Source organism: Sphingomonas sp. IC-56 (assembly GCF_021043375.1).
Lineage (GTDB): Bacteria > Pseudomonadota > Alphaproteobacteria > Sphingomonadales > Sphingomonadaceae > Sphingomonas.
Map to the genome: position 1 here is coordinate 23,914 of NZ_JAJNDV010000003.1, position 24,688 is coordinate 48,601.

Here is a 24,688-nt window from a genome sequence, read left to right on the forward strand (position 1 = left end):
TGCTTCCCTGCTTGCGCGCGCTCACCAGGCCACGCCGATCTTGCCGAAATGCGCCGCGCTCATCTCGTACCGGAACGCGTCGCCCAGTTCCTCCAGCGCAAAGGTGCAGTCGATCACCGGCCGGATCGTCCCGCTGTCCAGCGCGCGCACGAAATCCTGCTGCTGGCGCCTGCTGCCGACGATCAGCCCCTGGAGCCGCGCCTGCTTGCCCATCAGCGCCGCGGTCGGCACTTCGCCCGCCGCGCCCGTCAGCACCCCGATCAGCGAGATATGCCCGCCGACCCGCACCGCCTCAATCGACTGCGCCAGCGTGCCCGGCCCGCCAACCTCGACCACATGGTCGACGCCCAGCCCGCCGGTCCACTCGCGCACCTTGGCGCCCCAGTCCTGCGTCTCGCGATAGTTGAGCGTGAAGTCCGCGCCCAGGTCACGCGCGCGCTCCAGCTTCTCGCCCGATGACGACGTGATCGCCACGGTGGCGCCCATCGCCTTGGCGATCTGCAACGCCCAGATCGACACGCCGCCGGTGCCCAGCAACAACACCGTGTCGCCCGCCTTCAGCTGCCCGTCACCGATCAGCGCACGCCACGCGGTCAGCCCGGCGGTGGTGATCGCCGCAGCCTCGACTGCGCTGAACCCCTTGGGCGCATGCGTGAAGAACCGCGCCGGCACCACCGCGACTTCGCGGGCATAGCCGTCGATGCCGTCGCCCGGCGTCCGGCTGAAATCGCCGATCTGCGCCGTGCCGTCTTCCCAATCGGGGAAGAAGCACGAAACCACCGCATCGCCAGCCGCGAACTCGGTCACGCCCTCGCCCACTGCTTCCACCACGCCGCCGCCATCGGCCAGCGGCACGCGCGGCGCCTGCGCCGGCATCTGCCCGGTCGCCACGCCCAGATCATGGAAGTTCAGCGTACTGCCGTGCAGCCGCACGCGAATCTCGCCCGCTCCCGGCGTACCCGGATCGGGTCGATCCTCCAGCATCAGCCGGTCCAGCCCCATGGGCGCCTGCAACACCATTGCTTTCATTGCGATCAGGCCTTCGTGTTCTCAGGGGTCGCGACGTCCGACTGGCCGCCGTCGGCCTCCGGGTCGGGCGGCGTCTGCTCGGCCGCGCCATGCGCTTCGGCAAAGGCATTGCCGGAGCTTTCCTCGACTCGGATCACCCGCTCGCCGGTATCCACGTCGCGCTGCATCTCGGGCCGGTCCACGCCGCGATCCTCGGTGCGCTCGCCGGCCATGCCCTGCACGCCCTGGCCCTGCTTGTCGTTGTTGCCGACATGGTCGGTCGGCATTCCGGTGTGTCTGTCGGTCATGCTTGCCTGCTCCTGTTCGTCTTGCTGGTGCCAAGCAGCGCCGCTTCCGCCGCCGCCCGCGTCTGCCCCTTCAACGGGCAAGCCGCCCAGTCGGGCCCACTGTTCCAGCCAAAGCTTTTCCATATATTGCGTCGCCACCGTTCCACTTCATGCAGCACGGGTGGGCGGCCTTGCGCATGCAATCAACGATTGCCCCGGTGAACGGAAGGCTTTCTCAAGTACCGGTAGAGCCACGTGCCCCACCAATACGCAGCGTTCGCCCTCCTGAACCGTCCCACCTGCAAGATGGCGCACGATGGGCGGTGGCCGAACGCTTCCGCAGCAACCGGATCGTCCCTGGCACACATCTTCCGCTACGCCAATAAAACGAAGTGAATGACTTGCCAGCAAGTGTCGGAATCTGTCACGTACAGCAACCGTTCAGCTTGACACTAGCTAACTGGATTCGCAGCACGGTAATCAGGGGATGATCGGTGCAAAGACTTGCTTCCACGCTGTCTATCGACATCACTGATCTCGCCGCGCTGTTTGGTACCATCGACCCAGCGGCACAGTCGACTACGCCCGCTCCGACTCCAGGCGCTTCGGCACGACTTACTTTGCGCGGTGCTGGCATGGGGACGCTACAAAACACCCAGTCGCTGACAGCGATAGACACGCTGCTGCGTACCCGGCTCACGGGGCGAACGGTCGCCTTTCCCAGTTGGCCCGCGCTGCATGGAAGCCGGCCGGCGGGTAAGCATGACCGCGGTCGCGCCGTTCCTTCGCGCCGATCTGGAGGAAGTCGCCTATCACGCCACAGCATCCGCTGAGTGACGCATCGTCATCCACAGGAGGATCCCAATGCCTGCTCGTGTCCCGCTTGCCCTTATTCTGGTCGCGCTCGCCCTCCCGGCGGGCGGCGCGGCGGCGCAAACCCGCCCCACGCCTCCCCCGTCCAACACCAACTACCGCCCGAACGATCCGGGTTTGGGTCGGCAGGCGAGGACCCGCCCGCCAATTACCTTTCTGGCGTCTACCGCCCGGCCAGCTTCCGCCCGCCAGCAATATGCCTGGAGCAGCCAGTTCGCCGATTGCGTGACAAGCGTGTCGCCTTCGCTATCTCAGCGCCTGCTCGCGTTGGACGCGGAATCGCCTGAAGCCGCCGCGCTGCTGCGCCAGGTGCGCAGTGCCAATCGGGCGTGCCGTCCCTACGCCGGTACGCTGCCAGCCTTTATGTTGCGCGGCGCACTCGCCGAAACGCTTTACCGCAGCGCGCCGGCTGCAACTCCCACCACCGCCACCGGTGCCGGTGGAGCGCCGCTCCTTCAGCCTGCGACTGTCGAGTCGGTGTCGACCTGTCTGTACCGTCAGTCGCCTGCGGCCGTTGACGGGCTGTTGCGCGCGGAACTGGGGTCGCAAGAGGAGCGCGCCGCCCTGTCCCGCCTCGCCGGTTACGCGCCCGGCTGCATAGAGGCGGGCCGCCGCGTGCGCTTCAGCAGCCTGGCACCCTTTCTACGCGCAGAGCTTGCACAAACGGCGTATCGCGCAGTGACCCAAGTCCCGACTAGCTGACCGCAAGGCACTGCCTGGCGCCAGGAACCCCGGCGCCAGGCAACCCGCGCCCGCCTCCCGAGTTACGCATCCGCACGCCGCGACACCCCGGCGGCCTTCGCGGAGGAACCATGCCCGACCATTCCAGGCGCGCCGCAACGCTCGCCGCCCGTCTCGGCTTCGCCTCGCGCGGGCTGGTGTATCTGCTGGTCGGCTGGTTCGCGCTCGACGCCGCGCGCCGGGGCAGCGCGCCCAAGGACAACCAGCAGGCGATGGGCTCGCTTGCCGACCAGCCTTTCGGTCACGTCCTGCTCGCGCTCGTCGCGGTCGGCCTGCTCGGCTACGCGCTGTGGCGCGCCAGCGAGGCGATCTTCGATCCCGAGCGCCGCGGCACCGAGGCCAAAGCACTGGCCGAGCGCATCGGCTTTGGCTGGAGCGCGCTCGTCCATCTCGGTCTCGCCGTCTACGCCGGCCGCCTCGCCTTCGACCAGGCAAGCGCCGGCAACCCCAGCAGCGACGCCAGCGCGCGCAGCTGGTCGGGCTGGCTGCTCGATCAGCCCGCGGGGCAGTGGCTGCTCGGCGCCGTCGGCCTGCTCCTGATCGCCGCCGCCGGTGCTCAGGCATGGAAGGCATGGCAGAACCGCTTCGCCGACGAACTGAGCGGCGACGTGCCGCTGCCGCGCTATGCCTGCATGGCCGGGCAGGTCGGCTATGCCGCCCGCGCACTCGTCTTCCTCATCACCGGCTGGTTCCTGCTCGCCGCCGCCTGGCACGCCCGCGCTGCCGAAGCCGGCGGCACCGGCCAGGCGCTGCGCACGCTACGCGACCAGCCCTATGGCCCCTGGCTGCTGAGCCTTGTGGCCGCCGGGCTGATCCTGTTCGGCATCTTCAGCTTCGTGGAAGCCCGCTTCCGCCGCATCCACGTGGGGAACTAAGCCCCTTCGCCATACCCGGGATTCCGGAACCTAGTTCAAATCCTGCCGCCGAAACTGGAGCAGCGTCACCGCCCCAGCCGCGGCGGTCCACCCCAGCACCACCGCCATCGACGCCGCCCAGGAGAAGGTCAGCATGTGGGGAGGCGCAAGCGGAAGCATGAACAAGATGCCTTTGGCCCCGGCGCCCAGGTTGATCAGGTGGTACAATGGCAGCACCTCGACCACCGCCTCCGTCAGCCCCGGCGCCCGCGCATAGGCCAGGATCGCGAGCAGCGGCAGCATGCCCTCCAGGATGATGATCACGATCGACAGGATCGCGGTTGCCAGCATCGACTGAGTAAGGATCGCGAACATGCCGGCAAGCGCGATGGTGAACGCGATCGGCACCAGCGTGTGGCCCGCCGCCCGCACATGCGCTTGGGCGACGGCGGCCAGCGTCACGCCTTCCGGGATCTTATCGCCCTGGAACGATTGCAGCCAAGTGGCCAGCAGGCCGATCAGATCGGCGGCGATGTAGGCCGCAAGCACGAAGCCAAAGGCGACGATCCACTTGGCGGCAATCAGCTGCCAGCGCGACCGTGCCGGGATGATCAGCTTCCAGGTGTTCCAGCCATATTCCCCGGCGAAAACCAGCGTGGCGAAACCGGCGATCAGCACACGCCCGGGAGGCGATGCGGGAAACCGCCAGAAGACGGCACTGTCGCGTACCCATTCGCCGGCCGGCTTCATCGGCACCGCGGCGCCGGGCCCGCTTACCATGTGATAGACCAGGATACCGATCGCGACCACCGCGATGACCACCGGACAGACCCACACCATCATCCAGGTGGCCCGGTGCCCCCGCAGCTTCAGCGCCTCGGCGCGCACGGCATCAAGCATCGGCGTCCCTCGTCATGGTCAGGAATATCGCTTCCAGGCTCTGGTCGGCGGGCGCGATGCGAAAGATGTCGACTTGCGCCTGCGTCAGGTGCCGCACGATGGCCGGCGCTTCCGCACGCGGCGCCTGTATCGTCAGGCTGTCTCCACTCCGCTCCCAGCGCCAGCGCCCCTCCAGCGCGGCAGCGGCCCGCTCCAGCGGCTCGGCTTCGATACGCAGCGCCGCGCCATGCCCCAGCATGTCGCGCACGGTGGCCTCGCGGATCAGCTGCCCCTTGTGGACGATGCCCAGCCGGTCACAGATCTGCTCCACTTCGTGCAGCAGGTGGCTGGACAGGAACACCGCCTTCCCATCGGCCGCCAATCCGCGGATCAGCGTGCGCATGTCCTGGATACCGGCAGCGTCCAGCCCATTGGCGGGCTCGTCCAGGATCACCAGATCGGGATCGTCGAGCAGCGCAGCGGCCACGCCGAGGCGCTGCTTCATGCCCATCGAATAGCTTTTAACCTTGCGCTTGGCGTCGCGCGCCAGGTCCACGCGCTCGAGCACCGCTTCGATCCGCGCGCCATCGCTCCCCTGCGTCCGCGCCAGCACCCTCAGATTGTCGCGGCCCGACAGGAACGGGTAAAAGGTGCCACCGTCCACCAGGGACCCGACCCGGCGCAACGCCTGCTTGTCGGACACTGGCCTCCCGAACAGCAACACCTCGCCCTCGCTCGGGCGGATCAGGCCCAGCGCCATGCGGATGGTGGTGCTTTTGCCCGCCCCGTTCGCGCCGAGAAAGCCATAGACCTCGCCGCTCTCGACGCGCAGCGACACGTCATCGACGGCGCGCTTCCCACCGCTGCGCCGGCCATAGGTCTTACCCAGGCCACGCAGCTCTAGCGCAGGCGCGCCATTGGTTCCGGTGCCGGCCACCTTGATCTCCCCCCAGGGCACCAGGCGGTGCCGCTGACGAGCAACCTTGCACAGCAAAAGTGTGTTAGCAAGCTACCACGCAACGGGGAAATACAGCTTGCTTGGGGGATGTGAAGAACGGTTCGGACCGCGACACTCGGGCCGCCGCTCCGCTTAAGCGGGCACCACCATCTTCATGCACGGCACGCCCAGCCGCTCGCTGGCGCTGACGATCAGCGCGTCCTGGGTACGCAGCACCTGCTCCACCACCACCTGCGGCAGCGGCCGCAGGAACTGGACGCCAAAGCGCCGCCCGCTCACCCACGCCACCCGGCCCACGCCCAACGCAATCCCGCAGGTCAGCCGCACCTGCTCACCCTCGCTCGGCGTGCGGTCGCCATAGACCAGCGCGCCCGAGGTCGACAGGTTCAGCACATGCACGCGCACATCGCCGCCACGCGCACCCATCTCCGCTGGCTGAAACAACTTCGCGCGCGGCGCCCGCCGGCGCTCATCGTTACCCGAAGACATACATCCCCCAAAAACTCGTGGGCCAAGATCGCATGACGCATGGTGCCGGTTCCTCGAAATGAGGGTTAATCGGCCTTTAACCTTGTTTTAATTCAGCAATTTAGTTGGCGATTAAGCTGCGCCTCACTGCGGCAGCCGATAGTGATCGGCCAGCCGGTCAAGCGCCAGGCCGAGCACCAGCTTGCCCGCGCGCGCCGGCCACCCCAGCCCCTTTTCCGCCACTGCCAGCCCTTCGCCCGCACACACCACGCGCCACAGCACATCACTCAGCCCGGCACCCACCGCCGCCACGCCCGCATCGAAGCGCCGCTTGGCCGCGATCTGCGCCAGCGTAGGGTCCAGTGCCTCGGGCGCCTGTCCCCGCCCCGGGCTGCGCGGGCTGGTGTCCCAGCGCATCGTCACCCGCGCGCCGAGCGACGCCATCTCGTAATCGGCGCGCAGCCGCTCGCCCGCCTCAAACTGGCGCGCATCCACATGCCCGCGCGACCGCAGCCAGCTAAGCGGCGACTCGCTCAGGTTCACGCTGACGCGCCGCCCGCCCGGCCGCGGCGGCCCACTCTGCACCCGCCCATCCTGCCACGCGCGTTCGACCAGCTCCCGCATCTGAGTTCTCCATATGTTCCGAGTCGCTTTCTCTTGCCACAGCGGATCGTTTGTAGGAAAGTTGAAAAACCAGATAGGTTAGTTGAAGGAAACCGCGATGATCACCGCCATCCGCGAAGTGCGCCGGGCCAAGGGGCTGACGCTGGAGGATGTCGCCGCCCGCTGCGATCCGCCCACCACTGCGCAGACGATCGGCCGGCTCGAAACCGGCACCCGCACCGTCTCAGTCGCCTGGCTGAACCGCATCGCCGCCGCGCTGAACGTCGCCGCCGCCGATCTCGTCCGCCTGCCCGATCGCCCGGAGATCCCCGTCGCCGCCATTCTCGATGCCTCGGGCGCCCACGCGCCCCGCCGCCCCGCCGCGGTGGTCCCGCCCCAGGGCGAGCCGGGCATGGTCGCGCTCACCGTAACAGGAGCGGTCGGCGACTATCGCGCGGGCGACGAGATCTGGTGCCAGCCGCTAGATCCCGCCCAGTTCGGCCGCGCGATGAATCGCGACGTGCTCGTCCCGCGCCCGGCGGGCCGCTTCCTCTTCGCCCGGCTGATCGGCCGCGACGGGGGCAAGCTCCACTTGCTCCCCTTGGGCGCCGGCGCCCGGCAACAGGTCGTCACCGACCCAGCCTGGATCGCACCCGCGATGAAGCTGGTCCGCACCCTGTAAGGCATGTTCGCGAGGAAGGAATGGTGGGCGCTGACGGGCTCGAACCGCCGACCCTCTCGGTGTAAACGAGATGCTCTACCAACTGAGCTAAGCGCCCTCGCCCCGCCGATGCCAAAAGACCGCGCCGGGGGCAAGCCCCATCACACCAATGGCAGCCCTGCGCGCTGCACCGCCCCGGCATAGCTCTTCATGCCTTCCACCGCCTTCGCGCTCAGCCCGATATAGGCGCGCCGCCGGTCGCTCGGGTCCGCCTGCCGCTCGAACAGCCCGGCTTCGTTCAGCGTCCCGATCCAGCGCAGCGCCGTGGTGGGCGGCACCGCCGCCGCGATGCACAGGCTCGACACCGACACGCGCCGCCGCTCGATCCCCGCCGCGAACAGGTCCAGCAGCATGTCCCAGGCCGGATCGGCGAACAGCTCGGGCCCAAAGAACTGCGCCCGCATCCGCCGCGCCCGAATCACCGCACGCACCTGCGGCGCGTCGATCGCTGCCGTCTCGCCATCTTCCGGCCCGCGATAGCCATGCACCGGCCCGCGCACGCCTGCCGGCTGCTGCTTGGCCTCCTCCCGCGTCAGCCGCGCCAGCGTATCGGCCAGCCGCGCCACCTCTTCGTGCAGCCGCTGCAACGGCAGGATCTCCCCCTCGCGTGACACGTCGTTGACCTCACCCCGCGCCAGCCACTTGGCCGCGGCGACTGCCGATACACGCTCGCTATTGCTCGGGGCACAGAGCAACTGCGTGCGAGGCGCCAGCAACAGCGCGGCCGCCGCGTCGATCTGCTCAGGCGCGACAGTCGCGACGATCCCCAGCGACCGCTCCCGCGCCACCGTGTCGGCGCGCGCCAGCACCACATCGAGCAGCGTCTCGGGCACCCCCGCCGCCTCGATCAGGATCAAGTCCACCGCGCCATAGCCGCTCAGCGCCTGCGCGGCCTCGCCAAAGCCGATCGGCGCCCGCGCCCGGCACCCGGCCAGCGCCAGCGCGTCCAGCGCCGCGTGCGCGTCTCCGTCTTCGGCAATCACCAGCGCACTGGGCGCACTCAGGTCATAGTCTTGCGGTTCGGCCTCGTATCGCATCGCCAGCTAATCCCCATCGCATGGTCGAAGTTCATCTTCTGTTCCCAGATGCCGCATTGCTCCGAAACGGCTGAGTCCGATTACCTCCGTTTCGGAGGTTCGCCGTGGCTGGCCACGCTGGTCTGGTTAACGATCCCTCCGTTCCGGATCAGTCGAGCGCCGCTGCATCCGGGGCAGGCGCCGCCTCGCCACGCGCGAGCAGGTCCTTGACCGCGGCCGCGGCGGTTCCGCCCGACACAGCCAGCACCATCCCGGTCAGCAGCGACGCAATCGCCATGACCGCCACGAACTGCAGCAGCATCTGCGCATCCCCGCCCGCCATGCGTTGAAAGAGCAACGGCCAGAACGTCGCGCTGCTGAAGCTCGAACCGCCGATGATCACCGCAAACGCGAACAGCGCGATCGCCACCGGCACCATCATCGCCAGCGCGGCCAGCATATACGCCCCCAGCAGCGACCAGAAATGCCCGCGCGTCAGCTCCCATCCCGCATCCAGGCTGATCCGCTTGCGCACCAGCACCAGCGGATACACCACCGACAACCGCACCAGCAGGAACACGATCAGCCCCATCAGGCCGGCCATCACCAGCGTCGCGAACGTGGCCGCCACCCCCGGACTGCCGCCGAACAGCAAGCCGATCAGCGTCGTGAGAAAGGCAAAGCCCAGCGCGCCGACAATCCCGGCGATCATGCCCAGCACATACACGATCAGCGTCAGCCCGATCAGCCGCACTTCATCCATGCCCAGCCGGATCGACGCGAAGCCACGGTCCTGCGGCCACAGCACCGCGCGAAACACCGCCGCCGACAGCACACTGGAAACCACCAGCGACGCCAAGCCGAACAGCAACTGCACGCCGACACCGCGCGAAAGCCCGTCCAGCGCCGCCTCTCCGCCGATCGTCGGATCCAGCGGCCCGATCAGCCGCAACTGGCCATAACCAAGCGCCGCGCTGGCACCCGTGTAGATCGCGCCCCAGGCCAGCACCGCGCCCGGCCTGTGCCGGATCAGCCCGAAGCCGCCCCCGACGATCGCCCCGATATTCGCCATTCCGCCCCCTTTTCGCGCACGCCCCGGCTGCCCCCAGCCGGATCAGTCGAGCGACTTGACGATCTCTTCCACCATCTTCTTCGCGTCGGCCAGCAGCATCATGGTGTTGTCGCGATAGAACAGCTCGTTGTCGACGCCGGCATAGCCCACCCCGCCCATCGATCGCTTGATGAACAGCACGGTCTTGGCCTTTTCCACGTCGAGCACCGGCATGCCGTAAATGGGCGAAGACTTGTCGGTTTTGGCCGCCGGATTGGTCACGTCATTGGCGCCGATCACGAAGGCGACGTCCGTCTGCGCGAATTCGGAGTTGATGTCCTCCAGCTCGAACACATCGTCATAGGGCACATTGGCCTCGGCCAGCAGCACGTTCATATGCCCCGGCATGCGCCCGGCAACCGGGTGGATGGCGTATTTCACCCGCACGCCATGCGCCTTCAGCTTGTCGCCCATCTCGCGCAGGGCGTGCTGCGCCTGCGCCACCGCCATGCCGTACCCCGGCACGATCACCACCTGCTCGGCCTGGCTCATCAGGAAAGCGGCGTCTTCGGCCGATCCCCGCTTCCACGGCCGGTCGGTCGCCACCGCGCCCGCCGGGGGGCCGCTGTCGCCTCCAAAGCCGCCCGCGATCACGCTGATGAAGCTGCGGTTCATCGCCCGGCACATGATGTAGGAGAGGATCGCGCCCGACGATCCGACCAGCGCCCCGGTGACGATCATCGCGGTATTGTGCAGCGTGAACCCCATCGCCGCCGCCGCCCAGCCCGAATAGCTGTTGAGCATCGACACCACCACGGGCATATCCGCCCCGCCGATCGGCACGATCAGCAGGAAGCCGATCACGAAGCTCAGCACCGTAATCGTCCAGAAGATCCACGGGCTCTGGTCCTGCGTGAAATAGGCGATCAGCCCCAATATGCCCGCCAGCAGCCCCAGGTTGATGACGTGGCGCCCCGGCAACAGGATCGGCTTGCCCCCCATATTGCCGTTGAGCTTGAGGAAGGCGATGACGCTGCCGGAAAAGGTGATCGCGCCAATGGCGATGCCCAGCCCCATTTCGACGCGGCTTTGCAGGAAGATCACGCCGTCCTGCGCAATGCCGAATGCGCCGGGATTGAGGAACGCCGCCGCTGCCACCAGCACCGCCGCCAGCCCGACCAGCGAGTGGAACGCGGCGACAAGCTGCGGCATCGCCGTCATCGCGATGCGGCGCGCCGTGACGATGCCGATCGCCGCGCCGATCCCGATCGCCGCCAGCAGTTCGAGAATGGTCGCGATATCCAGCTGCGGCCGCCCGAAATTCTCGCAGATCGCGCCGGTCGGACAGGCCGGCGGCACCATCGGCACATGCGTCGCCAGCGTCGTGACCACTGCGATCGTCATCCCGATCATGCCGAACCGGTTGCCCCGCTGGCTCGACGCCGGGCTCGACAGCCCGCGCAGCGCCAGGATGAAACACACCCCGGCGACCAGATAGGCAAAGGACGCCCATGGATTGGCGGCGACATGTTCCATGTTCAGCATTCCCCCCGGCGGCGCATCAGCGCGCCTTCTTCTTGTACATCGCCAGCATCCGCGCGGTGACCGCGAACCCGCCAAAGATGTTGATGCTCGCCAGCACCACCGCCAGCAGCCCCAGCCACTTGGACACCGCGCCCCCACTCCCCAGCCCGACCGCCGCCGCCGCGATCAGCGCGCCGACGATGATGACCGAGGAAATGGCATTGGTGACCGCCATCAACGGCGTGTGCAGCGCCGGCGTGACCGACCACACCACGTAATAGCCGACGAAGCACGCCAGCACGAAGATCGACAGGATCGAAACAAAGTCCATCAGCGGTCACTCCGGGTCATGGGCATGCGGCGAATAAGCGCGTCATGGATCGGGCCAAGATCGTCGCCGGACAGCGTCAACTCGCCCCAGCTCCGCCCCGGCACCGACAATTGCAGCATCGCGACGCGCTGGTTCTTCATCGTCACCGCAAGGCTCGTAATCGCGTGCAGCGCCACCGATTCGGACCGCTCGCCCAGGATCGCGCCGACCCTGGTGATGATCAGCCGCCGATCGGTGACCGCCAAATGCTCGCCGTCGAGCGCCAGTTCGCACTCGACATGCTCCTCAGCAACCAACTGCCGCCGCCCCGCCTCCCGCAGCGCAACTTCCTTCGCGCTCTCCCGAAGAGCCTCAGGCGGAATCAGATGCGTGCTCATGTCCTAATCCTCCCCGGAACGGGGAGGGGGACCATGCGAAGCATGGTGGAGGGGGCTCGCCACAAGCGAGACGATGGAAGCGAGTACCGCCCCCAGATCCTGCAAGATGTCCGCCGCCGCAATCCGCAGCACCCGATACCCGTTCTGTTCAAGAAACTCGTCCCGACGCAGGTCCTGCGCCGGCTGGTCCCCACGGCCATGCACCTCGCCATCGACTTCAATGACCAGCCTCAGCGCAGCACAGTAGAAGTCGACCACATAAGGTCCGATCGCCTGCTGGCGCCGAAACTTGGCGCTCAGCTTCCTGCCACGAAGCTGTTCCCACAGGATGATCTCGGGCAACGCCATGGCGCGCCGTTGCTGGCGGGCGAGCACGGTCTCAGGCCGCATCGCCCGCGGCGAGCCCCCTCCACCCCGCTCCGCGCGGTTCCCCTCCCCGTGCCGGGGAGGATTGGGAACCGCAGCGGCGCTCATGCCCCCTCTAGCAACCGCGGGTGCACCATCCGCCCGCCCTGGGTCACGCGAATGGCATCGCCGATCTCCGCATCAAGCACCGGCCGCCCGGCATCCTTGTCCCAGAACGCATTGAGAAAATTATACAAGTTCCGCGCGAACAACGCCGAAGCGTCCGCCGCCAGCCGGCTGGGCACGTTGCGATGCCCGACGATCCGCACCCCATGCCGCTCGACGATCTCACCCTCTACGGCACCCTCAACATTGCCGCCCTGCTCCACCGCCAGGTCGACGATGACGCTGCCCGGACGCATGCTCGCCACCTGCGCGTCGCTGATCAGCCGCGGCGCTGGGCGCCCGGGGATCAGCGCGGTGGTGATGACGATGTCCTGCTTGGCGATGTGGCTCGACACCAAAGCCGCCTGCGCCGCCTTGTATTCGTCCGACATCTCGCTGGCATAGCCGCCGCTGCCCTCGCCCTCGATCCCCGCGACATTTTCGACAAAGATCGGCTTGGCGCCCAGCGACAGGATCTGCTCCTTGGTCGCGGCGCGAACGTCGGTTGCCGACACCTGCGCCCCCAGCCGCCGCGCCGTCGCAATGGCCTGTAGCCCGGCTACGCCCACGCCCATCACGAACACCCGCGCGGCACTGACCGTACCCGCCGCGGTCATCATCATCGGAAACGCGCGGCCATATTCGGCCGCCGCGTCCAGCACCGCCTTGTACCCTGCCAGGTTCGACTGCGACGACAGGATGTCCATCGATTGCGCGCGGGTGATGCGCGGCATCCACTCCATCGCCAGCACCTCGGCGCCCATCGCGGCATAGCGATCGATCCGATCCCGCGCGCCAAAGGGGTTGGCCTGCGCGACGATCCACGCCCCCTGCTTCAAGCCGTTCAGCGAATCGGGCTCCGGCCCCTGCACCGCCAGCACGATGTCGGCGTCGGCCAGAACCTCGCCCCGGCTTCCGATCGCAGCGCCGGCATCGGCAAAGGCCTGGTCGGCCACCGCCGCCCCTTCGCCCGCCCCGCCTTCCACCGCGACCGCGGCGCCCAGCGCCTTGAACTTCTTCACGGTCTCTGCCGACGCGGCGACCCGCCGCTCGCCGGCCGCCAGCTCCTTCAGGACCGCGATTTTCACTTCAGGCGATCATGAAAACGACGAACGCGGCCACGATCACCGCTGCTACCGTTCCCCACTTCATCATCGCGGTGAACCCGCCATAGGTCGACTGGTGTTCGTTGATGTCGGTGATCTCGCCGGTATCCGCCATGTCAGGCTCCTTCTCCAATTGCAGCGGAGCTTAACCGGGGCATCGGCCACCCTCAACCCCGCTGGTCTATTCCGAGCTTAAGCCGCCCTTTACGCATCGTGGATAACAAAGGTGACCTGATTTGATACATTCGGGACACGGGAACGCATGCGATGACGCGCAACGGCCAGCGCCTCCTGATGCTGATCGACGACGAACCGGCCCAGCGCCGCCTCGTCGCCGCCATTGCCGCCCGCCGCGGCTGGCGCACGATCTGCGTGGGGGATGACGAGACGGCGATCGCCACGCTCGGAACGCCCGACGGCATGGCGCTCGACGCCATTCTGCTCGATTCGGCGGCGTCCGACGCCGATGCCGCCGCGCTGCTGGGCGAATTGCGCGCCCGCCGGCCGCAATTGCCGATCCTGGTGCTCACCGCCAACAGCTCGGTTTCCGCCGCAGTCAGCGCGATGCGCGCCGGCGCCACCGACTTTCTGGTCAAGCCGCTCGCCTCCGAACGCCTGCTCGCTGCGCTCGATGCCGCGGTCGGCGGCCTGGGCAATGGCGAGCTGCGCCCGTTGACCGAAAAACTCACCGCCACGCTCGGCTTTGACGAGATCGTCGGCTCCGCGCCGCAGTTCCGCGCCGCGCTTGCCATCGCCGCCAAGTCCGCCCGCTCGCGCGTGCCGGTGCTGATCGAGGGCGAAAGCGGCGTCGGCAAGGAAGTGGTGGCAGAGGCGATCCACGCCGCGTCCCCGCGCAACAAAAAGCCGATGGTGACGCTCAATTGCCGCGCGATTCCGGCCAATCTGGTCGAATCGGAGCTGTTCGGGCACGAAAAAGGCGCGTTTCCCGGCGCGTTCGAGCGCAAAATCGGCCGCTTCGCCGATGCCGATGGCGGCACGCTGTTCCTCGACGAGGTCGGCGAGATGCCGCTCGACGCCCAGGTCAAGCTGCTGCGCGCGCTGCAAGGCGGCGAGATCCAGCCGATCGGTGCCCGCCATGCCCGCGAAGTCGATGTCCGCGTGCTGGCCGCCACCAACAAGAGCCTGACCGCCGAGGTCGAGGCAGGGCGTTTCCGCGAGGACCTCTATTACCGCCTCAACGTCGTCCAGGTGACGATTCCCCCTTTGCGCGAACGCGCGGGCGACGTGCCTGCGCTCGCCCGCCACTTGCTCGCGCGCATCGCCGAGCAGCCCGGTCTCCGCCCGCTCGGCATCACCGACGACGCGCTCCAGCTGCTGCAATCCTATGAATGGCCGGGCAATGTCCGCCAGCTCCAGAACGCGCTGTTCCGCGCCGCGGTGCTCTGCGACGGCGACGGCCTCACCCGCGCCGATTTCCCCCAGATCGCGCAGCTTGCCGCCGGGCGTCCCGACGCTGCGCCTTCCGCGCAGCTCTCGGGCAATGCCGGCGTCACGCTGTTCCGGTCCGACGGGAACCTGCGCGCGCTCGAGGAGATCGAGGCCGACGTGATCCGCCTCGCCATCGGCCATTATCGCGGACGCATGACCGAGGTTGCCCGCCGCCTGGGGATCGGCCGCTCGACGCTCTACCGAAAGCTGGGCGAACTGGGCATCGACCAGAGCGCGGCCTAACGCGCGATCAGCGCGGCGTCCTTGCATCCGCGCCACACGCGCAGTGCCTGGGCGGTTTCGAACACGTCGTGGACGCGGATCAGCTGCGCCCCGGCCTCCGCGCCTTTGAGCGCCAGTGCGATCGATCCGCCGAGACGCGCGTCGGCGCTCGCTTCGTTGGACAAGGCGCCGATCATCCGCTTGCGGCTGGCCCCCAGCACGATGGGGCAACCGATCCCGTGGAACATGGCCAAGCCATTGAGAAGCGCCAGGTTTTCCTGCAACCCCTTGCCAAACCCGATGCCCGGATCGATCAGGATCTTGCCCCGGTCCACTCCCGCCGCAGCGACTGCCTCAACCCGCGCTTCCAACCAGTTATAGACGTCGACAAGAACGTCGACATAGCCATTCCCGCCATGCGGCCCCTTGGCCGGATCGGGCGAATGCATCAGCACCACCGGGCACCCCGCACGCACCACCACCTCCAGCGCCCGCTCATCATACAGCAGCGCGGCGACATCATTAACGACATGCGCCCCTGCACTCAGCGCAGCCTCCATCACCGCGGCCTTGCGCGTGTCCACCGACACCGCCGTCCCGCTTCGCGCCAGCCGCTCGATGGCAGGCACCACGCGGGCAATCTCATCCCCCTCCCACACCGTGTCCGACCCCGGTCGGGTTGATTCGCCGCCCACATCGATGATCGCCGCCCCCGCAACGCTCATGTCGATCCCGACCTGCGCCGCACCCGCCGGATCGTCGACATGGTGGACCCCGTCAGAAAAGCTGTCCGGCGTCACGTTGAGGATCCCCATCACCTGCGGCTGATCCAGCCGCAGCACCCGCTCGCCAAGCTGCAACGGCGCACGCGGCGCCGTGATCCGCGTGGCGATCCGGGCGAGCCGTTCGTCCCCGTCCATGTCGCCAACCGAGATGTCGCGCTGGAGCACACGCCTGCCCCCTTCGACTGCGATCAGCTCATATCCCGCAAACCAGGTCAGCCCACCCGCCAGCCGGGCAACGTCTCCATCGCGCCCAACCGGCGAATCGACGAAGCGGATGGGGCGCAGATAGAGCTTGGCGGAGGCGGGAAGATCCATGCCGGCACTCCTACTCCGCCAGCCAAGCGCTTGTCGAACCGGGCGCTTGCGCCATACTCTGCGCTAGCACTGAACGCGGCCGAGGATTAGAGCGCACCATGCCTTCCCAAGACCGCCGTACCTTTGCAATCATCTCCCACCCCGACGCGGGCAAGACCACGCTGACCGAAAAGCTGCTGCTGTTCGGCGGCGCGATCCACTTGGCCGGCGAGGTCAAGGCGCGCGGCGCCGCGCGGCGCGCCCGCTCCGACTGGATGAAGATCGAACAGCAGCGCGGCATCTCGGTCACGTCGTCGGTGATGACCTTCGAGCGCAACGGCATCACCTTCAACCTGCTCGACACGCCGGGTCACGAGGACTTTTCGGAAGACACGTACCGCACGCTCACCGCCGTCGATTCGGCAGTGATGGTGATCGACGTCGCAAAGGGCATCGAGAGTCAGACGCGAAAGCTGTTCGAAGTCTGCCGCCTGCGCAACGTGCCGATCATCACTTTCGTCAACAAGGTCGACCGCGAGGGGCGCGAGGTGTTCGACATCCTCGACGAAGTCGCCAACCTGCTCCAGCTCGACGTCACGCCGATGACCTGGCCGGTGGGCATGGGTGGCACCTTCGAAGGCATCTTCGACCTCGCCACCAACCGCCTGCTCCTGCCGGAGGGCGACAGCCGCGAGTTCCAGGGCAAGGTCATCCAGACCAGCGGCCTCGACGACCCGCAGTTGGACGCGATCGTCAGCCCCGAGAACCTCGCCAAGCTGCGCGAGGAAGTCGAGCTGGCGCAGGTGGGCTATCCCGAGTTTGACGCCGACAGCTATCGCAACGGCGACCTGACCCCAGTCTATTTTGGCTCGGCGTTGAAGGAATTCGGCGTGGACTCGCTCATCGAAGCACTCGCCCAGTTCGCGCCGCCGCCCCATGCCTTGCCAGCCGAACCTGCGCCGGTCCCGCCCGACGCGCCCCAGGTCACGGGCTTCGTGTTCAAGGTCCAGGCGAACATGGACCCTAATCACCGCGACCGTATCGCCTTCATGCGGCTGGTATCAGGCACCTTCAAGCGCGGCATGAAGCTGACGCCGACCGGCCATGGCAAGCCGATCGCCATCCATTCGCCGATCCTGTTCTTCGCCCGCGAGCGCGAACTGGCCGACGAAGCCTTTCCGGGCGACATCATCGGCATCCCCAACCACGGCGTGCTGCGCGTCGGCGACACGCTGAGCGAAAAGGCCGATGTCCGCTTCACCGGGCTGCCCAATTTCGCGCCGGAAATCCTGCGCCGCGTCGTGCTCAAGGACCCGACCAAGACCAAGCAGCTCCGCAAGGCACTGGACGACATGGCCGAGGAGGGCGTGACTCAGGTCTTCTACCCCGAGATCGGTTCCAACTGGGTGATCGGCGTGGTGGGGCAGCTTCAGCTCGACGTGCTGCTGAGCCGGCTGGATGCCGAGTACAAGGTCGCAGCGGGGCTGGAGATGGCGCCGTTCGAGACCGCACGCTGGGTCTCCAGCGACGACCCGGCGGCACTCAAGGAGTTCACCGATCTCAACCGCGGGGCGATGGCAAAGGACCGCGACGGTAATCCGGTGTTCCTAGCCAAGTCGGCCTGGGAGGTCGGCTATATCGCGGACCGCTATTCCAAGGTGAAGTTCGCCGCGACGCGCGAGCGGTGAGCGTAAAAAGCCGGGCATCCTTGCGGCTGCCCGGCTCCGATGCGACCCGAAGAGCGTTGCCCTCGGAACGCCGACACCAATGCACCAGGGCGGCTGTGAACGCGACCCGGGGGAATTACGCTTCGGAACAGTACCGCTAAGCGTCAGTTTTTGCCCAGCTTGTCCTTCAGCGCGGCGAGGCGGCCAAAGGGGCCGCTTGCCTCTGCCTTCTTGCGGGCCTCCTCCTCGCTGATCACCCCGGCCTCACGGAGCACCGCCGCTGCGTTCGGGCTACGCGGATAGGGATCAAGACCAAGCGCCAGGGTTTCGGCTGCCGCTTCGCCCAGGTCTACGGTGCCGCCGGTATAGAATATGGTGTCGAGTTCGTCGCCGCTGAGTTCGTGTTCATCCTCGCCTGCGGCCCCATCCGCGGGCTCGGGCACGAAGCGGATGGCAACATCCTCTTCCACCCGCACCGGCAGCGGCTCGTCGGTAACGACGCAGGCCTGCACCACGCTTCCCGACACATGCCCGCGGGCGATCACGCCCGACGCGTCCTTATGCAGCGTGAACGCGGCCTCCAGGCGATCGACCGCCACGATCCCGAACCGGCGCGCAAGTGCGGCGCGCTCCTCGGGCTCGGCACGGACTTCCACCTTGCTTTCGCCTGCACCAATCTGGTCGAGGCGGAGCGGACGCGACAATTCAGGGTTCATTGCGGCAACGCTCCAGCCAGCAGTTCACTTAAAGGGGCGGCATCCAGCCGTGCGCGGAGCGCCAGCAACTGCGCCTCGACATGGTCGAGGCTCGCACTGTCCGGCACTTGCCCGCGATACAAGTTACGTTCGATCACATTTCGGAACGACCCGTCCGCCAGTCCGGTGCGGAACGCGCCCAGGCGGCCGCCGAGCATGCCCATCATCTTGCCCATGTGCTTGCCGACAACGACGTCGCCAATGCCGATTTCCCGCAACTGGCCGTCCATGTCGTCGATAAAGCATTCCGCCAGCGTGGTACTTGGCAACTCCCCTTCCGGCTCTGCCTCCAGGCGGAGCAGCACCAGCACAAGCACCGCGGCGATCATGTCGAATCGCCCATCGATCGTGTCGGGCACCTTGCCCTCGCGATACCAGTGCGGCGCCCGGCCGAGTGCCACCACCTCGTTGTAGAGCAGCGGAGCGGTGCCGCGGTCGGGCTTGCCGAACAGGCGCTGGAACATACGCATCGTCGTGTCTGTCCACTTGAAGACGGGAAGCGACCTTGTTTGGCCGCATTTTGGCGCATATTGAGGGGAAAGGCGTGCGATGCAATCCGCACGCGCGTGCCTTCGCGTAGATCGTCTGGAGACTTCGATGCCAAACCCCACCCGCCTGGCCGTCAGCGCCGCGCTGCTCGCTGCCGCCCTGGGTGCTTCCGCCTGCACGCCCACGCGCTCGCATCAGGGTTATGTCGTCGACAAGGAACTGGTGGATGCGATCCAGCCCGGCATCGATAACCGCCAGTCGGTGCTGCAGACGCTTGGCCAGCCGACGCTGACCAGCCAGTTCAATAAGGGCGAATGGTACTACGTCTCGCGCGACAGCAGCAATTTCGGCTTTCAGGATCCCAAGGCACGCACACAGATGACGCTGCGCGTGCGGTTCGATGATGCGGGCAATGTCTTGGGCGTGGACCGCATGGACGAAAAGCTGATCGCCAATGTAAGCCCCTATGGCAAGACGACGCCGACGCTCGGCCGCGAGCGCGGCTTCTTCGAGGACCTGTTCGGCAACATCGGCACGGTTGGCGCCGCCGGCATGGGCGGCGGCCAGGGTGGTGGCGGCGGCGGCCAGTAAGCTTCCTGTCTCCCCGCTGACAGGCCCGTTCCCAAGCCGTTCAGCGGCAATCCTCCAGAAAGGCGCGGTACCGGCGACAAGCCGGTGTCATGCAAGGAGGATGACATGAGGAAATTGATCACTGCCGCGCTGTTCGCCGCCATTGCGGTGCCGGCGATCGCGATGCCTGAAATCGCCAGCGCGCAGTCGAGCCGCGAGCTACGTCGCGATCGCCAGGACATCCGCGAAGAACAGCGCGACCTTCGCCAAGCCTATCGCACAGGCGATCGCCGCGAGATCCGCGAACAGCGCCGCGACGTACGGGAAGCTCGCCGCGAGTATCGCGAAGATCTGCGCGACCGCAATCGTGCCTGGGGGCGCGACGACTGGCGTAGCTACCGCAACAGCAACCGCGCGGTGTTCGCGCGCGGATCGTGGAACGCGCCGTTCCGCTACACGCGCTTCCGCCCCGGCCTCCGCATCGGAGCGCCTTATTACGGAACGCGCTACGTCATCGCCAATCCGGGCCGCTATCGTCTGCCGCCCGCTGGCCGTTACCAGAACTGGGTACGGCACTATAACGACGTGCTGCTCGTCGACACGCGCCGCGGAGTCGTCGTGAACGTGTTGCCCGGCTTCTACTGGTAAGCGCTCGGTGATGAGGGTGGCACTTGCCACCCTCAGGTTCGGCCGCGCCGATGCGGACGGCGCGGCCGGTGCCCCTGTGTGACACAGTCCAAAAGGGTAAGGACCGGGACTTTTAACGCGCGGCCACGCTTTTGGTCCCGGCTGCGCAATTTTTTACCACCTCTGACTGAACCGGGTACTGCGCACCCAATCCTGCACCGATCCTCGCCATAACGGACCAACTTGGTCGCCCTTTGAGAATCAACTTGATCATTACGTTGCAATAACGGGATAAATAGCCTCCGAATCGGATGAATGGACTAGGGGGCTGGTCATGATCCTTTCTGTAATCGACGCGGTAGCGCGTGAAACCACGTTGTTTGCAGCTATCTGGTTCATTATTGGAGGTCTTGATGACCTTCTGGTAGACCTGATCTTCGTTAGCAGGATCCTGGTGTTAAGGGTATTCAAGCCGGCAGGCTCCCCGCCTTCGACGTGTGGGCAAGACCAGCCAGGCAGCGCGCGCATCGCCGTTTTCGTGGCAGCTTGGGACGAGTCCGCAGTCATTGAGCGTATGCTGCGCGCTACCCTGGCCCGTTTCGACTATCCCAACTACCGCTTGTACGTCGGATGTTATCCCAATGACCCTGCCACCATCGCGGCAGTGCAGGGAGTCATGCTGACCGACTCCCGCGTCCGGATGGTCATCGGGCCTGCGCCAGGCCCTACCACCAAGGCCGATTGCCTGAACGCGATCTGGTACGCCATGCGGGAGGACGAAACTCGCGAAGGGCAAAGCTTCGCCGCGGTGATGCTGCACGATGCCGAGGACGTCGTCCATCCGCGCGAACTCTCGGTCGTCGCAGGCCTTCTCGACCGCTATGCCGCGGTCCAGATCCCGGTGCTCCCCTTGCGGCATCCCGGCTCACTGTTCGTGTCCGGCCACTACCTCGATGAGTTCGCAGAATCGCACGGCAAACAGCTGCTTGTCCGACAAGCGATCGGCGCCGGGCTGCCGCTTGCGGGCGTTGGCTGTGCGATCCGGCGCGACTTCATCGATGCCATCGCTCAATCGCGCGGCGGCGTGCCCTTCGACGCCTCCAGCCTGACTGAGGATTATGAGCTGGGCCTCACCATCGGTGCGATGGGCGGGCGCACGATCCTGGCACGCACGGTGGATCCCGTATCGGGCGAACCGGTGGCCGTGCGCGCCTATTTCCCGCACCAGGTACGTGCCGCCGTGCGGCAAAAGGCACGGTGGATGACCGGCATCGCCCTGGCTGGGTGGGACCGCACCGGATGGGCGCCGGCGCTGCGCATCGGTGACCACTGGATGCGCATACGCGATCGACGCGCCACGCTGGCAATCCCCGTCCTATTTGTCGCCTATTGCGCGCTTTTGTTCTGGGGTTCCGCCTGGACCTGGTACACGCTCTTCGGCGGCACCCCGAGCGGCATACCGCCCGCCTTGGAGTGGATCCTGCTCCTGAACGCAGGCATGCTTGTCTGGCGAACTGCCGTTCGCGCCCTCTTCGTTCAGCGCGCCCATGGCTGGCAGGAAGCGGCGCTCTCAGTGCCACGCACATTCGTCGCGAACTACATCTCGCTCTTCGCAGCGCGAGACGCCCTCTTTCTTTACCTCGGCATATTGGCAGGGGGCGCCCCGCGCTGGGAAAAGACAGCGCACCACTTTCCGGACGATGAAAAGCTGACGCGTTCGTGATCGGTCGCGGCCGGCCCCTCCGCTTCCTGGCTATGGTGCTGAGTTGCTGGATCGGGATCCGCACGGCACAGCTTTGGCCCGAAGCAACGCTCCTGCCGGGTCCCATGAAGGCGCTGTTGCCGCTCCCCGCTGCTGCACAAGCGGCAAGCAGTCAGCAACCCACTTCCGCTACGCCGACTCGGACGCCTTCCCCTCGGCTGCTGATCGGCGTGCGCACCGCCTTCGCGAACATCAACCACCCACCCGATGCGCCGTCGGTGCCGTTGCTCCGCCTCCCGCCTCCTTCAGCCAGGCCGATGATGAATTCCGCGCCGCTGCTAGGCGCCGCCGAATACACTTCCCCATCGGTAGCCCCTCCAGCCCATATACGCATGGCACAGCCGGTCAACTTTCAGCCTTTACCCGATCGCTGGTCAGCCGGTGCGTGGCTGGTCGTTCGTCCGGGCACCGGTCTCGGCGCGGCGCCGGGCGGCAGCCAGCTCGGCGGAAGTCAGGCTGGCGCCCGATTGGCCTGGCTGCTCGCGCCTTCTTCAAGCGTCGCACTGTTCGGACGCCTCACCACACCGTTGCGCGGACGCGGCGCCGAGGCGGCTGCCGGCGTCGAGTGGCAGCTGGGCAAGGCACCGGTGCGCCTGCTGGTGGAGCGCCGCGTCGGCATCGACGGCGTGCGCGGCGGCTTTGGCGCAGGCGTGGTCGGTGGCACCGACGGACCGGTTGCCCCCGGCTTCCGGCTGGAAAGCTACGGCCAGGCAGGTGCGATCCACCGCGAACGGCTTGAACCCTATGCCGACGGGGCCGCACGCATCACCCGACAGGTTGCGGGTTCCGCGACCGACATCCGGCTCTCCATCGGTGCCGGCGCCTGGGGCGCGATCCAGCGAGACGCCAGCCGCCTGGATATCGGCCCGTCCGTCACGCTCACCTTGCCGGTCGCCCGCCAGCCGCTTCGCCTAGCGCTCGATTGGCGGCAGCGCGTGGCCGGCGATGCGAGACCGGGCTCCGGCGTGGCCTTGACGCTGGGAACCGACTTTTAGCACGGGCACTTCACGCGCTCGGCTTTGGCAAGCAGGCGCAAACGCGGTATCCCGTCCGCGATGGATCTTTACCTGCCAATCGCCAACTTGTCGGTGAATGCCCTTGTCATCGTCGCGCTCGGCTTAGGCGTGGGGCTGCTGTCGGGCATGTTCGGCGTTGGCGGCGGCTTTCTCACCACGCCGCTGCTCATCTTCTACGGCATTCCCCCCACGGTCGCGGCCGCATCGGCGGCGAGTCAGGTCACCGGCGCCAGTGTGTCGGGCGTGTTCGCCCATTTCCGGCGCGAGGGCGTGGACGTGCACATGGGCGCGGTGCTGGTCGTTGGCGGGGTCTTGGGCAGCATCGCCGGCGCCTGGCTGTTCGCGCTGCTTCAGGAAACCGGACAGATCGATACCGTCATCGGCATCCTTTATGTCCTGATGCTGGGATCGATCGGCGGGTTGATGTTCCATGAGTCGGTCGGCGCGGTGCGCGTCGCGCGCGGCGCCCGGCCGGCAAAGCCGCGCAAGCGCCGGCACCACCCGCTGGTCGCCATGCTGCCGCTGCGCTGGCGCTTCTATCGCTCTGGCCTGTACATCTCGCCCCTCGCGCCGCTGCTCCTCGGCGTCTTTACCGGCATTCTCACCGTGCTGCTCGGCGTGGGCGGCGGGTTCATCCTTGTGCCTGCCATGCTGTACCTGCTGGGTATGAGCACGAAGGTGGTGGTGGGGACTTCGCTCTTTCAGATCCTGTTCGTCACTGCCGCTGCCACCTTGGTGCATGCTACCACGACAAAGGCAGTGGACATCGTCCTCGCCGCCTTGCTGCTGCTCGGATCGGTTACCGGCGCCCAACTCGGCGCGCGTTTCGCGCAGAAGATGCGGCCCGAATATCTTCGCCTGGCGCTCGCTGTCATGGTGCTGCTCATCGCGCTGCGCATGTTCCTGGGCCTCGTTTGGCGCCCCGACGAGATCTACTCGGTCGCACTGTCATGAGGCATGCCTGGCTCGTGCTCGCGGCGCCTTTGCTGATGGCGCAATCCCAACCGGTCCTCGTGCCCGACGTGTCCGAGCGCTCCATCGAGATCGCCTACAGCTTCACCGGGGCCGAGCTCCTGCTGTTCGGCGCAATCCTGTATCCCGACACCCCCGCCGCCGATGCCGCGGGCCAGAAAGCCGACATTGTCGTGGTCGTGAAAGGCCCCACACAGTCGGTACTCGTCCGCGAAAAGGAGAAGCTGGCCGGCATCTGGGTCAACGCGGGCAGCATGCGCTATCGCTCCGCGCCCAGCTTCTACGCCGTCGCGTCCTCGCGTCCCATCCAGCAGCTGGTCGACGACCGCACCCGCGCCATTTACGAACTCGGCGTCGACAGCCTTCAGCTTTCCCCGGCCTCTGGCGCGTCTCCCGACGTGCAGGCGCGCTTCGACGCGGGGCTGGTGGACCTGCGCAGCGGCAGCGGGCTATATTATGAGGCGCCCGGCGCCGTGGAGATCACCGGCGGCGTCCTGTACAGAGCCAGGCTCCAGATTCCGGCGCGCGTCCCCGTCGGCAAGTTCACCGCCGAAACCTTCCTGATCCGCAACGGACGCGTGCTGGCCGCGGCGGTGCGGCCGATCGAGATACGCAAATCGGGATTCGAGCGTTTCGTCGCTTACTCGGCGGAACGTCACTCGCTGGTTTACGGCATGGCCGCGGTGCTGCTGTCGGTCCTGCTTGGATGGGGTGCCGGCGCCTTGTGGCGACGCTTCTAACGCCTGGACCACACGCAATATTTACCTCCGCCG

The 24,688-nt window shown here is 67.1% G+C and carries 28 protein-coding genes and 1 tRNA gene; 11 read left to right on the forward strand and 18 right to left on the reverse strand.

What is annotated here, in order from left to right; translation table 11 throughout:
* Positions 1-21: 21 nt before the first annotated feature.
* Positions 22-1,029: a zinc-dependent alcohol dehydrogenase family protein gene (locus tag LQ953_RS04970; protein ID WP_231029579.1), complete on the reverse strand. Its 1,008-nt coding sequence runs from the start codon at positions 1,027-1,029 to the stop codon at positions 22-24.
* A 5-nt stretch (positions 1,030-1,034) separates the two neighbouring features.
* On the reverse strand, positions 1,035-1,316 hold the full coding sequence (locus LQ953_RS04975; RefSeq protein WP_231029580.1) for a hypothetical protein: 282 nt from the start codon (positions 1,314-1,316) through the stop codon (positions 1,035-1,037).
* Positions 1,317-2,159: 843 nt separating this feature from the next.
* Here LQ953_RS04975 and LQ953_RS04980 point away from each other — a divergent pair.
* A complete protein-coding gene (locus tag LQ953_RS04980) occupies positions 2,160-2,870 on the forward strand; it encodes a hypothetical protein (RefSeq protein WP_231029581.1) in 711 nt (236 codons plus the stop codon).
* 110 nt (positions 2,871-2,980) lie between these two features.
* Complete coding sequence (locus LQ953_RS04985) at positions 2,981-3,784, forward strand: DUF1206 domain-containing protein (protein ID WP_231029582.1); 804 nt, start codon at positions 2,981-2,983, stop codon at positions 3,782-3,784.
* Positions 3,785-3,814: 30 nt separating this feature from the next.
* Here the strand turns inward: LQ953_RS04985 and LQ953_RS04990 are convergent, their stop codons facing one another.
* The 4 genes from LQ953_RS04990 to LQ953_RS05005 all read right to left on the reverse strand — a co-directional run bounded on the left by LQ953_RS04990 (position 3,815) and on the right by LQ953_RS05005 (position 6,692).
* Positions 3,815-4,663, reverse strand: coding sequence for an ABC transporter permease (locus LQ953_RS04990; RefSeq protein WP_231029583.1), 849 nt, complete (start codon positions 4,661-4,663; stop codon positions 3,815-3,817).
* Entirely contained in the window at positions 4,656-5,579 is a 924-nt protein-coding gene (locus LQ953_RS04995) for an ABC transporter ATP-binding protein (protein WP_231029584.1), read from the reverse strand. The genes LQ953_RS04990 and LQ953_RS04995 overlap by 8 nt, the downstream gene beginning before the upstream one ends.
* A 153-nt stretch (positions 5,580-5,732) precedes the next feature.
* Complete coding sequence (locus tag LQ953_RS05000; protein ID WP_231029585.1) at positions 5,733-6,089, reverse strand: PilZ domain-containing protein; 357 nt, start codon at positions 6,087-6,089, stop codon at positions 5,733-5,735.
* A 123-nt stretch (positions 6,090-6,212) separates the two neighbouring features.
* Positions 6,213-6,692, reverse strand: a complete 480-nt coding sequence (locus LQ953_RS05005; protein WP_231029586.1) for a DUF6456 domain-containing protein — start codon at positions 6,690-6,692, stop codon at positions 6,213-6,215.
* Positions 6,693-6,789: 97 nt separating this feature from the next.
* Between LQ953_RS05005 and LQ953_RS05010 the strand changes: the two genes are divergently transcribed.
* Positions 6,790-7,353, forward strand: a complete 564-nt coding sequence (locus LQ953_RS05010) for a helix-turn-helix domain-containing protein (protein ID WP_231029587.1) — start codon at positions 6,790-6,792, stop codon at positions 7,351-7,353.
* 21 nt (positions 7,354-7,374) lie between these two features.
* On the opposite strand, the gene LQ953_RS05015 is transcribed toward LQ953_RS05010, so the two are convergent.
* The 9 genes from LQ953_RS05015 to LQ953_RS05055 form a co-directional block, all read right to left on the reverse strand.
* A tRNA-Val gene (locus LQ953_RS05015) sits at positions 7,375-7,450 on the reverse strand.
* Between the two features lie 43 nt (positions 7,451-7,493).
* A complete protein-coding gene (locus LQ953_RS05020; RefSeq protein WP_231029588.1) occupies positions 7,494-8,429 on the reverse strand; it encodes a winged helix DNA-binding protein in 936 nt (311 codons plus the stop codon).
* A 148-nt stretch (positions 8,430-8,577) separates the two neighbouring features.
* Positions 8,578-9,480 carry a hypothetical protein gene (locus LQ953_RS05025; protein ID WP_231029589.1) on the reverse strand — a complete coding sequence of 301 codons (903 nt, stop codon included), beginning with the start codon at positions 9,478-9,480 and terminating at the stop codon, positions 8,578-8,580.
* Positions 9,481-9,522: 42 nt separating this feature from the next.
* A complete protein-coding gene (locus LQ953_RS05030; RefSeq protein ID WP_231029934.1) occupies positions 9,523-10,995 on the reverse strand; it encodes an NAD(P)(+) transhydrogenase (Re/Si-specific) subunit beta in 1,473 nt (490 codons plus the stop codon).
* A 25-nt stretch (positions 10,996-11,020) separates the two neighbouring features.
* Positions 11,021-11,314 carry a proton-translocating transhydrogenase family protein gene (locus LQ953_RS05035; RefSeq protein ID WP_231029590.1) on the reverse strand — a complete coding sequence of 98 codons (294 nt, stop codon included), beginning with the start codon at positions 11,312-11,314 and terminating at the stop codon, positions 11,021-11,023.
* A complete protein-coding gene (locus tag LQ953_RS05040; protein ID WP_231029591.1) occupies positions 11,314-11,691 on the reverse strand; it encodes a hypothetical protein in 378 nt (125 codons plus the stop codon). The genes LQ953_RS05035 and LQ953_RS05040 overlap by 1 nt, the downstream gene beginning before the upstream one ends.
* Positions 11,692-11,694: 3 nt before the next feature.
* Positions 11,695-12,165, reverse strand: a complete 471-nt coding sequence (locus LQ953_RS05045) for an endonuclease domain-containing protein (protein ID WP_330999379.1) — start codon at positions 12,163-12,165, stop codon at positions 11,695-11,697.
* On the reverse strand, positions 12,162-13,289 hold the full coding sequence (locus tag LQ953_RS05050; RefSeq protein ID WP_231029592.1) for an NAD(P) transhydrogenase subunit alpha: 1,128 nt from the start codon (positions 13,287-13,289) through the stop codon (positions 12,162-12,164). The genes LQ953_RS05045 and LQ953_RS05050 overlap by 4 nt, the downstream gene beginning before the upstream one ends.
* Position 13,290: 1 nt before the next feature.
* Positions 13,291-13,422 carry an aa3-type cytochrome c oxidase subunit IV gene (locus tag LQ953_RS05055; RefSeq protein ID WP_231029593.1) on the reverse strand — a complete coding sequence of 44 codons (132 nt, stop codon included), beginning with the start codon at positions 13,420-13,422 and terminating at the stop codon, positions 13,291-13,293.
* 152 nt (positions 13,423-13,574) lie between these two features.
* Between LQ953_RS05055 and LQ953_RS05060 the strand changes: the two genes are divergently transcribed.
* Complete coding sequence (locus LQ953_RS05060; protein ID WP_231029594.1) at positions 13,575-14,999, forward strand: sigma-54-dependent transcriptional regulator; 1,425 nt, start codon at positions 13,575-13,577, stop codon at positions 14,997-14,999.
* Here LQ953_RS05060 and folP read toward each other — a convergent pair.
* Positions 14,996-16,078, reverse strand: a complete 1,083-nt coding sequence (folP, locus tag LQ953_RS05065; protein WP_231029595.1) for a dihydropteroate synthase — start codon at positions 16,076-16,078, stop codon at positions 14,996-14,998. The genes LQ953_RS05060 and folP overlap by 4 nt on opposite strands.
* Positions 16,079-16,176: 98 nt before the next feature.
* Between folP and LQ953_RS05070 the strand changes: the two genes are divergently transcribed.
* Positions 16,177-17,745 (forward strand): peptide chain release factor 3, encoded by a 1,569-nt coding sequence (locus LQ953_RS05070; RefSeq protein WP_231029596.1) that lies wholly within the window; start codon positions 16,177-16,179, stop codon positions 17,743-17,745.
* Between the two features lie 143 nt (positions 17,746-17,888).
* On the opposite strand, the gene LQ953_RS05075 is transcribed toward LQ953_RS05070, so the two are convergent.
* Positions 17,889-18,440 (reverse strand): YceD family protein, encoded by a 552-nt coding sequence (locus LQ953_RS05075; protein WP_231029597.1) that lies wholly within the window; start codon positions 18,438-18,440, stop codon positions 17,889-17,891.
* Positions 18,437-18,949, reverse strand: a complete 513-nt coding sequence (locus tag LQ953_RS05080; RefSeq protein WP_231029598.1) for a ubiquinol-cytochrome C chaperone family protein — start codon at positions 18,947-18,949, stop codon at positions 18,437-18,439. Before LQ953_RS05080 ends, LQ953_RS05075 begins: the two co-directional genes overlap by 4 nt.
* A 127-nt stretch (positions 18,950-19,076) precedes the next feature.
* On the opposite strand from LQ953_RS05080, the gene LQ953_RS05085 reads away from it, so the two are divergent.
* From LQ953_RS05085 to LQ953_RS05110, 6 genes are all read left to right on the forward strand, one after another.
* Entirely contained in the window at positions 19,077-19,559 is a 483-nt protein-coding gene (locus tag LQ953_RS05085; protein WP_231029599.1) for an outer membrane protein assembly factor BamE, read from the forward strand.
* Between the two features lie 105 nt (positions 19,560-19,664).
* Positions 19,665-20,186 carry an RcnB family protein gene (locus LQ953_RS05090; protein WP_231029600.1) on the forward strand — a complete coding sequence of 174 codons (522 nt, stop codon included), beginning with the start codon at positions 19,665-19,667 and terminating at the stop codon, positions 20,184-20,186.
* 313 nt (positions 20,187-20,499) lie between these two features.
* Positions 20,500-21,888 (forward strand): glycosyl transferase family protein, encoded by a 1,389-nt coding sequence (locus tag LQ953_RS05095; RefSeq protein WP_231029601.1) that lies wholly within the window; start codon positions 20,500-20,502, stop codon positions 21,886-21,888.
* A 371-nt stretch (positions 21,889-22,259) separates the two neighbouring features.
* Positions 22,260-22,922, forward strand: coding sequence for a hypothetical protein (locus tag LQ953_RS05100; RefSeq protein WP_231029602.1), 663 nt, complete (start codon positions 22,260-22,262; stop codon positions 22,920-22,922).
* Positions 22,923-22,982: 60 nt separating this feature from the next.
* Positions 22,983-23,897, forward strand: a complete 915-nt coding sequence (locus LQ953_RS05105; protein WP_231029603.1) for a sulfite exporter TauE/SafE family protein — start codon at positions 22,983-22,985, stop codon at positions 23,895-23,897.
* Positions 23,894-24,655 (forward strand): TIGR02186 family protein, encoded by a 762-nt coding sequence (locus LQ953_RS05110; protein ID WP_231029604.1) that lies wholly within the window; start codon positions 23,894-23,896, stop codon positions 24,653-24,655. The genes LQ953_RS05105 and LQ953_RS05110 overlap by 4 nt, the downstream gene beginning before the upstream one ends.
* The last annotated feature ends 33 nt before the right edge of the window (positions 24,656-24,688 follow it).

Excerpts from the sequence above, each read along its gene's own strand:
- LQ953_RS04970 (WP_231029579.1), bottom strand. The coding sequence starts at position 1,029 with ATGAAAGCAATGGTGTTGCAGGCGCCCATGGGGCTGGACCGGCTGATG.
- LQ953_RS04975 (WP_231029580.1), bottom strand. The coding sequence starts at position 1,316 with ATGACCGACAGACACACCGGAATGCCGACCGACCATGTCGGCAACAAC.
- LQ953_RS04980 (WP_231029581.1), top strand. The coding sequence starts at position 2,160 with ATGCCTGCTCGTGTCCCGCTTGCCCTTATTCTGGTCGCGCTCGCCCTC.
- LQ953_RS04985 (WP_231029582.1), top strand. The coding sequence starts at position 2,981 with ATGCCCGACCATTCCAGGCGCGCCGCAACGCTCGCCGCCCGTCTCGGC.
- LQ953_RS04990 (WP_231029583.1), bottom strand. The coding sequence starts at position 4,663 with ATGCTTGATGCCGTGCGCGCCGAGGCGCTGAAGCTGCGGGGGCACCGG.
- LQ953_RS05000 (WP_231029585.1), bottom strand. The coding sequence starts at position 6,089 with ATGTCTTCGGGTAACGATGAGCGCCGGCGGGCGCCGCGCGCGAAGTTG.
- LQ953_RS05005 (WP_231029586.1), bottom strand. The coding sequence starts at position 6,692 with ATGCGGGAGCTGGTCGAACGCGCGTGGCAGGATGGGCGGGTGCAGAGT.
- LQ953_RS05010 (WP_231029587.1), top strand. The coding sequence starts at position 6,790 with ATGATCACCGCCATCCGCGAAGTGCGCCGGGCCAAGGGGCTGACGCTG.
- LQ953_RS05020 (WP_231029588.1), bottom strand. The coding sequence starts at position 8,429 with ATGCGATACGAGGCCGAACCGCAAGACTATGACCTGAGTGCGCCCAGT.
- LQ953_RS05025 (WP_231029589.1), bottom strand. The coding sequence starts at position 9,480 with ATGGCGAATATCGGGGCGATCGTCGGGGGCGGCTTCGGGCTGATCCGG.
- LQ953_RS05030 (WP_231029934.1), bottom strand. The coding sequence starts at position 10,995 with ATGGAACATGTCGCCGCCAATCCATGGGCGTCCTTTGCCTATCTGGTC.
- LQ953_RS05035 (WP_231029590.1), bottom strand. The coding sequence starts at position 11,314 with ATGGACTTTGTTTCGATCCTGTCGATCTTCGTGCTGGCGTGCTTCGTC.
- LQ953_RS05040 (WP_231029591.1), bottom strand. The coding sequence starts at position 11,691 with ATGAGCACGCATCTGATTCCGCCTGAGGCTCTTCGGGAGAGCGCGAAG.
- LQ953_RS05045 (WP_330999379.1), bottom strand. The coding sequence starts at position 12,165 with ATGAGCGCCGCTGCGGTTCCCAATCCTCCCCGGCACGGGGAGGGGAAC.
- LQ953_RS05055 (WP_231029593.1), bottom strand. The coding sequence starts at position 13,422 with ATGGCGGATACCGGCGAGATCACCGACATCAACGAACACCAGTCGACC.
- LQ953_RS05060 (WP_231029594.1), top strand. The coding sequence starts at position 13,575 with ATGACGCGCAACGGCCAGCGCCTCCTGATGCTGATCGACGACGAACCG.
- folP (WP_231029595.1), bottom strand. The coding sequence starts at position 16,078 with ATGGATCTTCCCGCCTCCGCCAAGCTCTATCTGCGCCCCATCCGCTTC.
- LQ953_RS05070 (WP_231029596.1), top strand. The coding sequence starts at position 16,177 with ATGCCTTCCCAAGACCGCCGTACCTTTGCAATCATCTCCCACCCCGAC.
- LQ953_RS05075 (WP_231029597.1), bottom strand. The coding sequence starts at position 18,440 with ATGAACCCTGAATTGTCGCGTCCGCTCCGCCTCGACCAGATTGGTGCA.
- LQ953_RS05080 (WP_231029598.1), bottom strand. The coding sequence starts at position 18,949 with ATGCGTATGTTCCAGCGCCTGTTCGGCAAGCCCGACCGCGGCACCGCT.
- LQ953_RS05085 (WP_231029599.1), top strand. The coding sequence starts at position 19,077 with ATGCCAAACCCCACCCGCCTGGCCGTCAGCGCCGCGCTGCTCGCTGCC.
- LQ953_RS05090 (WP_231029600.1), top strand. The coding sequence starts at position 19,665 with ATGAGGAAATTGATCACTGCCGCGCTGTTCGCCGCCATTGCGGTGCCG.
- LQ953_RS05095 (WP_231029601.1), top strand. The coding sequence starts at position 20,500 with ATGATCCTTTCTGTAATCGACGCGGTAGCGCGTGAAACCACGTTGTTT.
- LQ953_RS05100 (WP_231029602.1), top strand. The coding sequence starts at position 22,260 with ATGGCACAGCCGGTCAACTTTCAGCCTTTACCCGATCGCTGGTCAGCC.
- LQ953_RS05105 (WP_231029603.1), top strand. The coding sequence starts at position 22,983 with ATGGATCTTTACCTGCCAATCGCCAACTTGTCGGTGAATGCCCTTGTC.
- LQ953_RS05110 (WP_231029604.1), top strand. The coding sequence starts at position 23,894 with ATGAGGCATGCCTGGCTCGTGCTCGCGGCGCCTTTGCTGATGGCGCAA.